Annotated in this window: 12 protein-coding genes and 1 rRNA gene; 8 read left to right on the top strand and 5 right to left on the bottom strand. The window is 68.6% G+C overall.

The window, feature by feature from the left end; genetic code table 11:
- Positions 1–37: 37 nt before the first annotated feature.
- On the bottom strand, positions 38–1,732 hold the full coding sequence (locus HHX31_RS12400) for an ABC transporter substrate-binding protein (protein WP_169948383.1): 1,695 nt from the start codon (positions 1,730–1,732) through the stop codon (positions 38–40).
- 392 nt (positions 1,733–2,124) lie between these two features.
- On the opposite strand from HHX31_RS12400, the gene HHX31_RS12395 reads away from it, so the two are divergent.
- The 4 genes from HHX31_RS12395 to HHX31_RS12380 all read left to right on the top strand — a co-directional run bounded on the left by HHX31_RS12395 (position 2,125) and on the right by HHX31_RS12380 (position 4,653).
- Complete coding sequence (locus HHX31_RS12395) at positions 2,125–3,030, top strand: ABC transporter permease (RefSeq protein WP_169948381.1); 906 nt, start codon at positions 2,125–2,127, stop codon at positions 3,028–3,030.
- 106 nt (positions 3,031–3,136) lie between these two features.
- Positions 3,137–3,865: an ABC transporter ATP-binding protein gene (locus tag HHX31_RS12390; protein ID WP_311931791.1), complete on the top strand. Its 729-nt coding sequence runs from the start codon at positions 3,137–3,139 to the stop codon at positions 3,863–3,865.
- 19 nt (positions 3,866–3,884) lie between these two features.
- Positions 3,885–4,421: a YbhB/YbcL family Raf kinase inhibitor-like protein gene (locus HHX31_RS12385; RefSeq protein ID WP_169948379.1), complete on the top strand. Its 537-nt coding sequence runs from the start codon at positions 3,885–3,887 to the stop codon at positions 4,419–4,421.
- A 61-nt stretch (positions 4,422–4,482) separates the two neighbouring features.
- A complete protein-coding gene (locus tag HHX31_RS12380; RefSeq protein WP_169948377.1) occupies positions 4,483–4,653 on the top strand; it encodes a hypothetical protein in 171 nt (56 codons plus the stop codon).
- 158 nt (positions 4,654–4,811) lie between these two features.
- Here the strand turns inward: HHX31_RS12380 and HHX31_RS12375 are convergent, their stop codons facing one another.
- Complete coding sequence (locus HHX31_RS12375) at positions 4,812–5,777, bottom strand: hypothetical protein (RefSeq protein ID WP_169948375.1); 966 nt, start codon at positions 5,775–5,777, stop codon at positions 4,812–4,814.
- 388 nt (positions 5,778–6,165) lie between these two features.
- Between HHX31_RS12375 and HHX31_RS35615 the strand changes: the two genes are divergently transcribed.
- From HHX31_RS35615 to HHX31_RS12355, 4 genes are all read left to right on the top strand, one after another.
- Entirely contained in the window at positions 6,166–6,741 is a 576-nt protein-coding gene (locus HHX31_RS35615; protein WP_311931746.1) for a DUF1707 domain-containing protein, read from the top strand.
- Positions 6,742–6,758: 17 nt separating this feature from the next.
- Positions 6,759–7,787 carry a phosphate acyltransferase PlsX gene (plsX, locus tag HHX31_RS12365; protein ID WP_249345937.1) on the top strand — a complete coding sequence of 343 codons (1,029 nt, stop codon included), beginning with the start codon at positions 6,759–6,761 and terminating at the stop codon, positions 7,785–7,787.
- Between the two features lie 51 nt (positions 7,788–7,838).
- Positions 7,839–9,560 carry an arginine--tRNA ligase gene (gene argS / locus HHX31_RS12360; protein ID WP_169948371.1) on the top strand — a complete coding sequence of 574 codons (1,722 nt, stop codon included), beginning with the start codon at positions 7,839–7,841 and terminating at the stop codon, positions 9,558–9,560.
- Positions 9,561–9,834: 274 nt separating this feature from the next.
- Positions 9,835–11,148 carry a hypothetical protein gene (locus tag HHX31_RS12355; RefSeq protein WP_169948836.1) on the top strand — a complete coding sequence of 438 codons (1,314 nt, stop codon included), beginning with the start codon at positions 9,835–9,837 and terminating at the stop codon, positions 11,146–11,148.
- 193 nt (positions 11,149–11,341) lie between these two features.
- Here the strand turns inward: HHX31_RS12355 and HHX31_RS12350 are convergent, their stop codons facing one another.
- The 3 genes from HHX31_RS12350 to rrf form a co-directional block, all read right to left on the bottom strand.
- Positions 11,342–11,725: a cell division protein SepF gene (locus HHX31_RS12350; protein WP_169948370.1), complete on the bottom strand. Its 384-nt coding sequence runs from the start codon at positions 11,723–11,725 to the stop codon at positions 11,342–11,344.
- Positions 11,726–12,857: 1,132 nt separating this feature from the next.
- The gene (locus tag HHX31_RS12345; protein WP_169948368.1) at positions 12,858–13,484 is read right to left on the bottom strand and encodes a DUF6518 family protein; all 627 of its coding nucleotides are present in this window, start codon (positions 13,482–13,484) and stop codon (positions 12,858–12,860) included.
- A 191-nt stretch (positions 13,485–13,675) separates the two neighbouring features.
- Positions 13,676–13,792, bottom strand: a 5S ribosomal RNA gene (gene rrf / locus HHX31_RS12340).
- Positions 13,793–13,794 lie beyond the last annotated feature (2 nt).

Here is a 13,794-nt window from a genome sequence, read left to right as displayed (position 1 = left end):
GGGAACCGGCCTCGGGGGTTTCACGTACGAGCTGTCCTTACGCTTCCTTGATCGCGATCGACAGCGGGTCGAGCACGCCGAAGGGGGTGACCTTCACGCCGGTCACCCACTTGGAGGTGCCGGCCTGCAGGCCGTACGACCACAGCGGAATCGCGGGCATGTCCTGCTGCAGCATAGCCTCGGCCTCCTGGTAGAGGGCGTTGGCCTGCGCGGGGTCGGTGGTGGTGTCGGCCTCGTGGAGCTTCTCGTCGAGAGCCTTGTTGCTGTAGAGACCGTCGTTGGAGGACGCGCCGGTCTTGTACAGCGGGTTCAGGAAGTTCTCGATGTGCGGGTAGTCCATCTGCCAGCCCGTGCGGTGCGCGCCCTTGAGCTTGTGCTGCGTGACGACGTCGCGCAGCTCGGCGAAGGTGGGCATGTCCTTGTGCACGAACTTGAAGCCGGCGTCGGGACCGAAGGCCTGGTTGATGCTGTTGACCGTGGCCTCGATCCAGTCCTTGTGCGTGCCGTCGGCGTTGGACCAGATCGGGTACTCGGCCGGCGGGGTGTAGCCCTCGGCCTTGGCCTTGGCGAGGAGCTCCTTGGCCCTGGCGGGGTCGTAGGCGCACAGGTCGCCGCAGGCGCCGTCCTTGAAGCCCTCGACGATCGGGGAGACCCAGCCGTTGATGGGCGTGCGGCCGCTGTTGAAGATCTTCTCGGTGATCGTCTTCCGGTCGATCGCGAGGGAGACGGCCTTGCGGAAGTCCGCGTTGCCGCCGAACTCCTTGTTGTACACGGGGAACGTGAGCGTCTGGATGACGCCCTGCTGGCCGTCGATGGCGCGGTCGCCGAGGTCGGTCTTCCACTTGTCACCCGCGAGGGCGGACGGCGGGATCAGCTCGGTGAAGTCGAGGTTGTTGGAGACCAGGTCCGCGTAGGCCGCGTTGTCGTCCTTGTACATCTTGTAGACGATCTTCTTGACCTTGGGCTTCTCCGGCCCGGGGTAGTCGGGGTTGGCCTCGACGATGATCTGCGAGTTGTGGTCCCACTGCACGAACTTGAAGGGGCCGTTCGTGATCGGCTTCTGCGCGAAGCCCTTCGGGTCCTTGAAGAACGCCTCCGGCAGCGCCGAGAAGGTCGAGTAACCCAGCTTGGTGCGGAACACCGAGATGGGCGCGGTCAGCGTGACCTTGAAGGTGAGGTCGTCGACGACCTCGAGGCCCTCCATCTTGTCGGCTTCCGGCTTCGGAGCCTCCTTCGGCCCGTCGGGGCCGTCGGGGTCGGCGGTGTTGACCTTGTCGTAGCCCACGATGTCGCCGAACCAGAAGCTGCCGAGCTGGGCGTTCGGGGAGTAGGCCGTGTAGTTCCACGCGTCGACGTAGTTCTTCGCGGTGACCGGCGTGCCATCGGTCCACTTGAGACCGGGCTTGAGCTTGATCGTCCACACCTTGTTGTCGGTGGTCTCGATCGACTCCGCCTGGTCGAGTTCGGGAGCGGCCGTGTCCGAGTTGTACTTCACGAGCTTGCTGTACACGAAGTCGTTGATCGTGCCGCCGCAGGTCTCGTTGATGTTTCCGGGAACGAAGCCGGTCTGGGGCTCACAGCCACGGATGTAGACGGTCCCCGACGCGGCCCTGGGGTTGTCCCCGCCGCTGCTGGAGCCGCCCTCCCCGCCGCCGCCTCCGCCGCACGCGGCGACGCCGAGCGCAAGCAGCGCGGTGCCGGCGGCGATCTTCGCGCCCTTAGTCACGCGCATAGTGGATTGGTCCTCCCTCTAAGGATGGGCGTTCATGCTGGTCGACCCCGGTTTGCCGGGTTTCGTCAATCCAGATGACGTCCTGCCAGTCGTCCGGAGCATCCCTTACCGGACGCACCAGAGGAGTCTCCAGCACGTTGCAGTTCGGTCACACGTGCGTCAGTCGGGCGTCACACACATTCCTGTGGGCCCAACCCTAAATGCCCAGCACGGCATCAAACTCTCTTTTAACGTACATATACCGACAAATTGCAGGTCCTTGCCCCAATCTGGGTGGCAACACCCCACCTCCCGGTCCCCGGACGGCGGTGTCCTGAGCTACCTTTGACCAGTCGCAGCCACGTTCGGTGCGACAGCCGTCCCACCGACCTCCATCCAATAGAGTCCATGCCATGAGCCAGCCGGAATCCGCGCTCGCGGAGGCCCAGGGTGGCGGCCGAGCCCCGGAGTCGCTGGCCGCGCTAGCCGAGCGTCACGGACTACGACGCGCCATCGCACGCCCCAGCATGCCCGCCTACCTGCGTCAACTGTGGGACCGGCGGCACTTCATCCTCACGTACGCCACCTCGCGCAACGTCTCGAAGTACTCCGAGTCGATGCTCGGGCAGCTCTGGCAGGTGCTGACCCCGCTGCTCAACGCCGCGGTGTACTGGCTGATGTTCGGCGTCATCCTGGGGCAGAGCAAGTCGATCGAGAACTACCCCGCGTTCCTCATCACCGGGGTCATGGTCTTCACCTTCACCCAGCGCACGGTGATCAGCGGCGCCAAGTCCATCTCGTCGAACCTGTCACTCATCCGGGCGCTCCACTTCCCGCGCGCCTCGCTCCCGCTCGCGTACACCATGCAGGAGCTCCAGCAGCTCGGCTACTCCATGGCCGTGCTCGTCCTCCTGGTGCTCGTCACCGGAGAGCCGATCACCTGGCTATGGCTGCTCATCCCCGTGACACTGCTCACACAGCTGGTCTTCAACATCGGCATGGCCATGTTCATGGCACGCCTCGGCGCGTTCATGCGGGACCTGAACCAGCTCATGCCGTTCATCACCCGCACCTGGCTGTACGCCTCCGGCGTCTTCTACGCGATCGACGACAAGACCAGGGACCTGCCGGAGATCCTCCGCTGGGTCCTGGAGTTCAACCCCGCCGCCGCCTACATCGAGTTCATGCGCGATCTGCTGATCTACCAGCGGTTCCCCGAGCGCTGGGCTTGGGTGACCTGTCTATTCTGGGCAGTGTTCGCGCTGATCGTCGGCTTCTGGTACTTCTGGCGGGCCGAGGAGAGGTACGGCCGTGGCTGAGCTGACCGAGGAGCTGTCACAGGTGGCGCCCCAGAATTCCGAGACCCAGAATTCCAAGACCCAGAATTCCGAGACCCGCAATCCCAAGGTCGGGAGCCCGACGGTCATCGTCGACGATCTGCACATCGTCTACAAGGTGTACGGCGCCGCGAGCGAGTCCGAGAAGGGCAACGCCGCCAACGCCCTCATGCGCATCCTGCGGCGGCAGGGCCGGCCGCAGATGAAAGAGGTCCACGCCGTCAAGGGCGTGAGCTTCGTCGCCCACCACGGGGACGCCATCGGCATCATCGGCCGCAACGGCTCGGGCAAGTCGACCCTGCTGCGCGCGATCGCCGGCCTCCTGCCCCCGCACAAGGGCGCCGTCTACACCAACGGCCAGCCGTCCCTCCTCGGCGTCAACGCGGCCCTCATGAAGGAACTGACGGGCGAGCGCAACATCATCCTCGGCTGCTACGCGATGGGCATGTCCCCGGCCGAGGTCCGCGAGAAGTACGACGAGATCGTGGACTTCTCCGGCATCGGCGACTTCGTCCAGTTCCCCATGTCGACGTACTCGTCCGGCATGGGCGCGCGACTGCGCTTCGCCATCTCCTCGGCCAAGACGCACGACGTGCTGCTCATCGACGAGGCACTCGCGACCGGCGACCGCGACTTCAAGCGGAAGAGCCAGCAGCGCATCAAGCAGATGCGCGACTCCGCCGGCACTGTCTTCCTGGTCGCCCACAACCTCGACGTGATCGAGGAGACGTGCAACCGGGTGATCTGGCTGCACAAGGGGAAGATCAGAATGGAAGGCGACCCCCAGGAGGTCCTGGAGGCGTACAACAAAGCCTGAGAGAAACGGAGGGGCGACCGTGCCGACGCCGCCACCGATCCCGTATGACCATCTGCCCGAGGTGCCCGCGCTGACCGTCGAGAGCGACGACGTGCGCGACGGCGAGCGGCTCCCCGAGGCCCAAGTGTTCGACGACTGGGGCATGGGCGGGCAGAACATCTCCCCGCACCTGCGCTGGTCGGGCGCCCCCGAGGGCACCAAGAGCTACGCCGTCACCTGCTTCGACCCGGACGCGCCCACGGGCAGCGGCTTCTGGCACTGGGTGCTGTTCGACATCCCGGCCGGCGTCACCGAACTGCCGGCGGGCGCGGGCAACGGCCCCGACTTCAAGGGACTGCCCGAGGGCGCCAAGCACGCGCGCAACGACTTCAGCACCAAGGAGTACGGCGGGGCGGCGCCGCCCCCCGGCTACCCCCACCGGTACCTCTTCGCCGTGCACGCCCTCGGCGTGGAGTCCCTCGGCGTCGACACCGACACGCCGCCGGCCGTGGTCGGGTTCAACGTCACGGCCAACACGCTCGCCCGGGGCTATATCGCACCTGTGTACGAAACCTGATGCGCGAGCGCCGCTCGTTCCACTATGATTCGAACGGAGATTCGACATAGGGGAGGGGCGGATGAGCGACCTGGCGACGGCGATCGACAACCTGGCCACCGAAGATCCCTCGGAGCTTCCCGTCGGACTGATCGCCGAGCAGCTCATCGAGTTGCACTGGCAGATGGCCCGTCTGCAGGCCCAGATCGCCAGGCGCACCCACCTGCGCGCGCGTTCCGACTCACCGAACTAGAGCCGCGACGACGGTTCAGGGTTCTGGCAAGACGCCGGACGGCCGGCGCCCCCTCAGGGGGCGCCGGCCGCTTTCGTCATCGGCGTCATCGCCGTCTTCTTACGGCCCTGCCGTACGCGGAGCCTCAGACGCCGGTCGACAGCAGCCTCAGGCGGGGATCACTTACTGTTGTACGCGCCCTTGCGCGCGTTCTGCGGCGCGAGGTTCGACACCGTGCCCGGGGCGGACGAGACCGTGCTCGACGCCGCGGCGTCGGCCGTGGCCGTCGCGGAGGCGGCGAGATCGGCGGCCGCTCCCGCCGTCGCGGCGGCCCCCTGCGCCGGGGCGTCCGTGGTGCCGCTGACGACCTTGGTGGTCGCGTTGGCGTTGGCGTCGGCCTTGGCGGCGGCGTCGACGACGGTCGCCTGCGCGCCGCTCACGGCGGCGTCCGCCGGGGTCTCGCACGGCACCAGAGCCAGCAGGCCACCCGCGCTGCCCGCGGTCGCCGCGACGGCGCCCTTGAGGCTGAGGAGCGCGTTGAGCCTCGCGGTGACGTTGAGCCCGGCGTTGACCGCGGCGCCCGCGGTGGCGACGGCCGCCGCCGAGGCGTCCACGGCGGCGGCGGCCTGGCCGGAGGCCGCGACGACCGGCTTGCCGACCTGGGCCGCCAGGTCCGCGGCGATGTTCGCCTTGGCGGCCACGGCCGCGTTGACGTTGGCGTTGACGTCCGCGACCGCGACCAGGGCGGCCGTCAGGTGTGCCTGCAGCCGGGCGACCACGTTGGCGTTGACGGTGACGGTGGCGTCGGCCACGATGTCGGCCGCGATGTCGGCCGCGGCGTTGATCTGGGCGTTCGCCTCGGCCGACAGAGCGGCCGTCACCGTGCCGCTGAGCTTCGCGACGGCGACGAGGTCGGCCCTGATGTCAGCGGTCAGGTTCACCGCCACCTCGGCGGCCGCGTCGGCCTGCGCGGCGACGCCGCTCGTCACCCCGCCGACGGCCGTGCCCTGAAGATCGGCGAGGAGCCTCGCCAGCGACGCGACCCGGTGCTCGGTGCACTTCTCTGCGCACGCGTCGGCCTGCGCGGGCGCGGCGAGCATGCCGGCGATGCCGATCGCGACGGCGACGACGGCTGTCCTAACCACTCGTTTCATTAACTTGCCCCCGGTTCATATTCCTTTTCACGAGAGTGGGAATGACGAACCCAAGAACCCCCGTGCGTCGGCGAGCCCGCCGACAAAGACGTCGGCATTTCTATCACCCCCGATCACGGCCGAAAGCCGTGCCGACCAGGGGATCCCCGGCCCGCGCCCGCCCGGAAAGTCGGTATATCGAGCATCGGACAACCACTTCACGGTCACCGCAATCCCGCCTCAGGAGAAAGCCACGGTAAACACGACGCCCAGGCCCGGCGACAGATCTTTCCGCTCGCTTTTAGCGACGCGCCGGCGGGCCGCGCGACCCGGCCCGTTCGAGCCGTCCACGAGCGCGCGCACTATCGCGACATATCTCGATTGGAGTTACGCTGGCGGAGTGACGTCCCTCATCCCCCATGCGGGCGACGACCCCGCACAGCGCGCCTCGGACGCCGACCGCGACCGGGTCGCGGCCATCCTCGGAGAGGCGCTGGCCACCGGCCGCCTGACGAGCGTCGAGCACTCCGACCGGCTCGAAGCCGCCTACAGCGCGATGACCGTCGGAGACCTCGTTCCCCTGGTCAGGGACCTGCCCGACGCGGCCCGCCCCCCGGGCACGCCCTCCACCGAGCGGCAGCGGATCGCCGCGGTGGGCAGCAAGATCATTCGGCGCGGGCGCTGGGTCCCTGGCCGGCACACCGAGCTCAGCGCGGTTTTCGGGGCGCTGATCGTGGACCTCACCGACGCGGTCCTGCCCGGGCGTGAGGTGACGCTGGAGCTGAACTCCTTCTGCGGGAAGGTCATCGTCGCCGTTCCGGCCGACGCCAGGGTGATCGACGAGGGCAGCGCGGTCTTCTCGAAGCGCTCGGTGACCGGCGGGGACGGCGAAGGCGACAGCGACGGCCCGTTGATCCGCGTCACCGGCAACGCGAGGTTCGGCAAGATAGTCGTCTACCGCGGGAGACGTCGCTGACGGCCTACGATGCGGCCATGCAGCCCACCGGCCGTGCGCTTCCCGTGGCACTCGACGCCATGGGCGGCGACAACGCACCCGCGGAGATCGTCGCGGGAGCGGTGCGGGCCGTACGGGAGCGGGGCGTGCCCGTCGTGCTCGTCGGCCACCCCCGTGTGCTCTACCAGGAACTGGCCGAGCACGACGCCGTCACCGAGATCCCCATCGTCCGCGCCGACGAGGCCCTGGCGATGGACGAGGGCGCGCTGGCGAGCCTGAGGCGGCCCCGGTCCAGCATCGCCGTCGCCTGCCACCTCGTCCGGCGCGGCGACGCCTGCGGGGTGGTGTCCGCGGGGTCGACGGCGGGCGTCGTCGCCACCGGCCGGCTGCGGCTGCGCGCCCAGCAAGGGGTCATGCGCCCCGCGATCGCGGTCGGCCTGCCGACCCTGCCCCATCCGACCGTGCTGCTCGACGCGGGCGCCACCGCCGACGCCAAGCCGGAGATGCTGGTGCAGTTCGCCCACCTCGGGGTGGCGTACGCCGAGGCGGCGCTCGGGTTGCGACGTCCCCGGGTCGGCCTGCTCACGATCGGCGCCGAGGCCTCGAAGGGCAACAAACTCGCCAAACGGGCCCACGAACTGCTCGCCGCCACGCCCGGCATCGACTTCACCGGCAACATCGAAGGGCACGATCTGCTCAGCGGCAGAGCCGACGTGATCGTCACCGACGGGTTCACCGGCAACGTGGCGCTCAAGACCGTCGAGGGCGCGGTGCGGTACGCCTTCGAGCAGTTCAGGGAGACGATCGCGGAGAGCCGCGCGGCCAGGCTCGGCGGGATGCTGCAGCGGGCCCGGCTCAGGGAGCTGGCAGGCCGGCTCGATCCCGAGTCGCACGGCGGGGCCGTGCTGCTGGGCCTGAACGGCACGGTGGTGATCGCGCACGGGTCGTCGCGGGCGCGTGGCGTGGCCGCCGCCTGCGAGCTCGCGGCCCGCCTGTCGGCCCAGGGCATCGTCGCCAGGATCGGCGAGCGGTTCGCCTCCGGCGGCAAGCAGCACCGCCGCCGGTGACCGGCGTATATAGGACGGCGGGCGGAAGCCGCGCGCCGATAAGCTTGACGCATGACCGACCCGCAGCTCGTGCTCACCGAGCGGGTCCAGCAGGCGCTGGGTTCCGCCTTCGGTCCGGAGTACGCCACAGAAGATCCGCTGATCAGGCCCTCCCAGTTCGCCGACTACCAGGCGAACGTCGCGCTCAGCCTGGCCAAGCGGCTCCGACGTGCCCCGCGGGAGGTCGCCCAGGCGATCGCCGACCACCTCGGCACGGACGACGTGAGCGTGGAGGTCAGCGGCCCCGGGTTCCTCAACCTGACGCTCCGCGACGGCTGGATCGCCGAGCAGGCCGCGCAGCGGCTGCTCGACGAGCGCGTCGGCGTGCCGCAGCCTGCCCCGCGGACCGTGATCGTCGACTACTCGGCGCCGAACGCCGCGAAGGAGATGCACGTCGGCCACCTGCGCACCACGATCGTCGGCGACACCCTCGCGCGCACCCATGAACACGTCGGCAACCGGGTGATCCGGCAGAACCACCTCGGTGACTGGGGCACCCAGTTCGGCATGCTCATCGAGCACCTCCTCGACATCGGCGAGGAGGCGGCCCTCGGCATGCTCGCCGCCGGCGACGGCAACGCGTTCTACCAGGCGGCGCGGCACAAGTTCGACAACGACCCCGAGTTCCAACAGCGGTCCCGCCGCCGGGTGCCGCTGCTGCAGGGCGGCGACCCGGAGACCCTGCGGCTCTGGCACGAGTTCATCGACAACACCAAGCAGTACTTCAACAACGTGTACGCCATGCTCGGCGTCACGCTGACCGACGACGACATCGCCGGCGAGAGCATGTACAACCCCATGCTCGCCGACGTCTGCGACGAACTGGAGCGCACCGGCGTCGCCGAGATCAGCGAGGGCGCGCTGTGCGTGTTCCCGCCCGGATTCAAGGGCCGTGACGACCAGCCGCTGCCGCTCATCGTCCGCAAGAGCGACGGCGGGTACGGCTACGCCACGACCGACCTCGCGGCGATCCGCTACCGGGTGCGCGACCTGAAGGCCGACCAGATCCTGTACGTCGTGGGCGCCACCCAGTCGCTCCACTTCCAGATGGTGTTCGCCTCCGCGCGGATGGCCGGCTGGCTGCACGACGACGTGAAGGCGGAGCACGTCCAGATCGGCAGCGTGCTCGGCAGCGACGGCAAGATGTTCAAGACCCGCAGCGGCGCCTCGATCAAGCTCACCGAACTGCTGGACGAGGCCATCGTGCGGGCCGAGGCCGTCATCGCCGACCGCGGGTACGACCCGGAGGCCCGCCGGCAGATCGCGCGCCAGGTCGGCATGGGCGCCGTCAAGTACGCCGACCTGTCGGTGAGCCACGACAGCGAGTACGTGTTCGACTTCGACCGCATGCTCGCCCTCACCGGCAACACCGGGCCTTACCTCCAGTACGCCACCGCCCGCATCCGGTCGATCTTCCGCAACGGCGGCATCGAGCCGGAGTCGGTCACCGGTCCGATCACGCTGGGCCACCCGGCCGAGCGGGCGCTCGCGCTGCAGTTGCTCGGATTCGGCTCGGTCGTCACCGCCGTCGCCGAGTTCTCCGAGCCCCACCGGCTGTGCAACTACCTGTTCGACGTGGCCCAGGCGTTCACCTCCTTCTACGAGGGCTGCCCGGTCCTCAAGGCCGAGGAGGAGTCCGTACGGCAGTCGCGTCTGGCTCTGTCCGCGCTCACCCTGCGGGTGCTGCTGCGCGGGCTCGACCTGCTCGGCATCGAAGTCCCCGAGCGGATGTGAGCGCGGTGCCCGATCCCGCTCCGGCGGACACCGGGGAGGACCTCCCCGGAACCGGGAGCGGCCCCGTCGGAACCGTGAACGCCATCCCCGTCTCCGGGGATGGCGTTCCCCTCTCATCGGGGCCCGCCGCCCCTTCTGCGGCGGTATGGCCGCCCCGTTTCCCCGGGTCAGGGCCGGCCACGGCGCGCCTCGCCCGTGACTGTCGCACCAAGCGTCTAGTCTGGCGCGGTCAAGGGAGTGCCAGCCGACCCCTCGGGGAGCGTTCCGCGTGAGCATGGACCTGACCACAAGTCCGGACTTTGGAAACCTGGCCGAGGCCACGGAGCTACACCGGTACGCCGAGGCGCTGATCGTGAGCCTGGCGGCCGAAGGCATCGTGCCCGACCTGCCTCCGGGGATCACGGACGTGCCGGGCTACTGGCTGGGGCCCGCCGTCGAGGCCCTCGTCCTCATCATGTCGGGCAAGGACGCCCTGGACCCGCTGGCGCTGGCCAACCAGCTCGACGAGCGGCGCACCGCGCTGTTCCTCTGCCTGGCCCTCGCCGTATGCGGCCACGGCGACCGGATCCACGCCTCATGGCTCGGCACCGCCTTCGGCGACCTTTCTGAGGACCGTCCGGTGGCCCCCGGTCAGCGGGCGCTGTGGCTCGCCGCCGCCCGCGGGGCGTACGGACCGGTCGGCAAGATCTTCGTACTGCGCAAGCTGGACGCGGTGAACGTGCCGGCCACCGACGAGCGGTGGCTCAAGGCACTGGTGCCCGGCCTGCCGGAAACGGCTGTGCCCGACTCTCTGGCCGCGTTCCCCGAGCTCGCCAAGGTCCCCGAGATCGAGCGGTCGCTGCGGGCCTCGGTCACCCTCGACCGGCTGCGCGAGCGCTGCACCGAGATCACCTCCACCCGCAAGGCCGGCGAGGTCACCAAGGTCGTGGCAGGCACGGTGTGGGCCGACGACGAGCCGCTTGCCGTGCTCCGCGCCCTGGCGGGCCAGGGCGGCCAGGAAGGGCCGCTCAGCTCGCTCACCGGGCATCTGCTCCAGGATCTGCGCCCCGACGCCGACCCCCACCTGGCGGCGCTCGCCCTGCACGTGGCCGCGCCCGCCATCAGGGCGGCCGCCGAGTCTCTCGTCGAGGTCGTGCGCGAACCGCCGCCCGACACCCTGCGCGTGCCGATCCTCGGCTACCCGATCACGCTCAGGCCCGAAGGCCCCGACCAGGAGACGATGGCGGCGGCCGAGCAACGGCTCGTCACCGACCACGTGCCCAAGCGTGGGCGGCCCTGGGCCGGATACGTCCTCCTGGTCCTCGCCGTCGCCGTCCTCGCCGCCGGGTTCGTGGTCTCGCTGCCGCTCGCCCTCGTCGGCCTGATGATCGGCGCCGCGGGCGGGCACCTGCTGTGGCGGCACCGCATCAAGGAACACTCGGACGTGCGGTACGTCCAGACACGGGCCGGCAAGCTCTCCGACCTCGCGGACAAAGCCGTCTGGGCCCTGCACGAGTACGCCAGGGAGTCCGAGGAACGCGCCTCCGCCGCCGCCCGGGACCTGACCGAGGTCTCCACGCTCCTGCGCCGGGGCCCACGGGCCGCGTAGCGACACGCCACCACGGACGACTGTGCCCGCCGACCCTTCCGGGTGGCGGGCACAGTTCGCTCTTCTTCAGAAACACGCCTCAGCGGTCACCACGGCCGCGCTTCAGCCTTCAGGCGGTGCTTCCGGCCATGCCTTCGGGCCCTGCTTCGATCTCGGCCTTAGGCCCAGCTTCAGGCCCGGCTCAGGCCCGGCTTCAGGCGGTGGAAACCTCCACCGTGGCCGGAGTGATCAGGAACACCTTGTCCGCGATCCGCTCGATACGGCCCTCACAGCCGTAGGCGAGCCCCGCGGCGAAGTCGACCATTCGCGTGGCCTCAGCCGTCGACATGCTCACCACATCCATGACCACCGTGTGGCCCTCACGGAAGTGCCGGCCGATCGTCAGGGCGTCGTCGTATTTCCGTGGGCGAACCATGACGATCCGGGCGGGGTCAGCATTGGGCTGCCACCGCTTGGCGGCACGCTCGGCCGCCGGCATCCAGTCGTCCTCGTACTCGTCCTCGGCATAGGTCTCGTCGTCGTACTGGTCTGCCCCACCTAGGCCAAGGTAGCTCGCCACCTTGCGCACAGCCCCCATCGGTTCGTCCTTTTCCGGCTTGTCCTTTTCCGGGCTCGTCCCGACACACGGAACCGTAATCGACGATTCAGCGAACCCCCACCGACACGCCCGGCCGTTTAAGCGTTGCTGGCTGGATAATGTACAGGCCGGGTGCTCGTGTCTTCATCGCCAATTCCGTCAGCCCTTCCAGGGTAACTCTTAAACCCGCCTACCCCACGGAACCCTTCGCAAACATTTTTCACAGTCATCCCGAACGACGGCACGCCTTCAGTAGATCACAACGGACGCCGTGGAGGACGGGTTCCCCAAGACACGATCTTGCTGGTAGGCCGGCCATGGGACTCCCATGAGGTGCGATTACCGACAACGCCAAGGAAGATCGAATTACGCCGGGAAGACCCACATAATTTCGATATCGAAAGCATTTTCGATATCGTCGGACCGGCCCGGTAGCACCGTCCGGGGCACCGGTACGACCGCTAATGATCACCACTGGGAGTACGACTGCAGCAGTGCGGCTGATAGCCGCGCTTTCCACATGGCCTGTCCCTCCGCACCGATATCGACCCCGGACGAAGCCTCCCCTCACGCCTGCCGAGCGGTATCGAACGCCGGCCCGGCCAGCGAAAAGAGGATGGCAAGGCATCCGCATCCGGCCCTGCCGTCGATCCTCGGCCTCGCCGCTCGTCTCCAGTAGCACCCGCCGATTCTCTCGCGGGGACCACAGCGCGGTCGATGGCCCCCCACCCCCAGAAATCAGGGCTCGACCCCAACGGCGGCAAGAGCCCGCTCCCCGCGTCCCAACGCGTCTCCTCGAGCCTTCGCGCGTCTCCGCGCGTCTCCCCGAGCCTTCGCGAGCACTAGCGAGCCTTCGAGAGCCTCACAGTGCCGAGCGTCGGCCTCTCGGCATAGAGCCGTGGGTGCGTCGGGGAGTTGGCCTTTTCGGACTCGGCATTGTGGGGTGTCACTGCGCCGGCCGGAAGGTCCGGTCCTCGCGAAGCCCGCTTCGCTGGGCCTTCGCTGCGGTCCTCCCTCCCGCCCGCTCCGCTCCCTCGGTGCTAACGCCCCGGCGACTCAGAACGCCTGAACAAACGAAGCGTGTGGTCGGCAAGGAGACCGGCCCCACTGCGCCCGCGGTCTGCGATCCACCTCATATCGTCACGTACTGAAGTGGGAATTCGACGACCAAGTACGCCAGTAGCGCGAGGGCCAGGGCCGTCAGCAGGGTCGGCAACCGCTCTCTACGCCGATGTGCCATCACCAGCGGCACAAGGACGAGGATGGCCAGACAGGCCCATGCCTGCGGGGCGTAATGCAGGACGAAGGCATACATGATGCCTTCCATCCCGAAGACACCGCCCAGCGCGGCGAGCCCGATGACACGATTACGGACGGTGCGTCCGTTCCGCCACCACAGCCCGGCCACACCGAACAACGAGCCGCTGATGACCGCCATCACAAGCCACATCAGCGGATAGGCGAGGCTGCCCATGCCGTCACGGCCGAACTCCGCGTACCCGTAATAACCGACGACCAGACCGACCGAGGCACACAGGCCGGCGACGGCGGCTGACCGCGCTGACGCCCAGTCGGCAAGCACGGCGCCGACGACGAACGCCGGGACACACCAGACAGCACCGGAGTTGGCGACCTGGTTCCAGGCGCCTGGAAGCCAGCCCTGGGCAAGATTGGTGACAACACCGAGTCCCAGGCCCGTCAGCAGTGCGGACGTCCACCAACCGCTCAGTTTTGCGATCGGACCGAAGCGGCTGCTCATCAGGAAGATCCCCCTGTCTCCCTCGTTGGATACCGGCAGGTCGCGACTATATGCCCTGCCTCCCTCATGAGCCTTGGACGGTGTGCGCGTTGGTCCTGGGTATGCGAAAGCCCCGGCCGTCGGCCGGGGCTCAAAACGCGTGAAGGCCACCCCAGAGGGATGGCCTTCACACATGTACTACTTGAAAGATTGTCCGGCGGCGTCCTACTCTCCCACACCGTCCCCGGTGCAGTACCATCGGCGCTGGCAGGCTTAACTTCCGGGTTCGGAAAGTAACCGGGTGTTTCCCTACCGCTATAACCGCCGTAAC

Source organism: Microbispora sp. H11081 (genome assembly GCF_012999535.1).
GTDB lineage: Bacteria > Actinomycetota > Actinomycetes > Streptosporangiales > Streptosporangiaceae > Microbispora.
Note: the sequence above shows the minus strand (reverse complement) of the source record. Positions and strands in the feature narration are given on the sequence as shown.

Excerpts from the sequence above, each read along its gene's own strand:
- HHX31_RS12395 (WP_169948381.1), top strand. The coding sequence starts at position 2,125 with ATGAGCCAGCCGGAATCCGCGCTCGCGGAGGCCCAGGGTGGCGGCCGA.
- plsX (WP_249345937.1), top strand. The coding sequence starts at position 6,759 with ATGCAGCCCACCGGCCGTGCGCTTCCCGTGGCACTCGACGCCATGGGC.
- argS (WP_169948371.1), top strand. The coding sequence starts at position 7,839 with ATGACCGACCCGCAGCTCGTGCTCACCGAGCGGGTCCAGCAGGCGCTG.
- HHX31_RS12350 (WP_169948370.1), bottom strand. The coding sequence starts at position 11,725 with ATGGGGGCTGTGCGCAAGGTGGCGAGCTACCTTGGCCTAGGTGGGGCA.
- HHX31_RS12355 (WP_169948836.1), top strand. The coding sequence starts at position 9,835 with ATGGACCTGACCACAAGTCCGGACTTTGGAAACCTGGCCGAGGCCACG.
- HHX31_RS12345 (WP_169948368.1), bottom strand. The coding sequence starts at position 13,484 with ATGAGCAGCCGCTTCGGTCCGATCGCAAAACTGAGCGGTTGGTGGACG.
- HHX31_RS12400 (WP_169948383.1), bottom strand. The coding sequence starts at position 1,732 with ATGCGCGTGACTAAGGGCGCGAAGATCGCCGCCGGCACCGCGCTGCTT.
- HHX31_RS12380 (WP_169948377.1), top strand. The coding sequence starts at position 4,483 with ATGAGCGACCTGGCGACGGCGATCGACAACCTGGCCACCGAAGATCCC.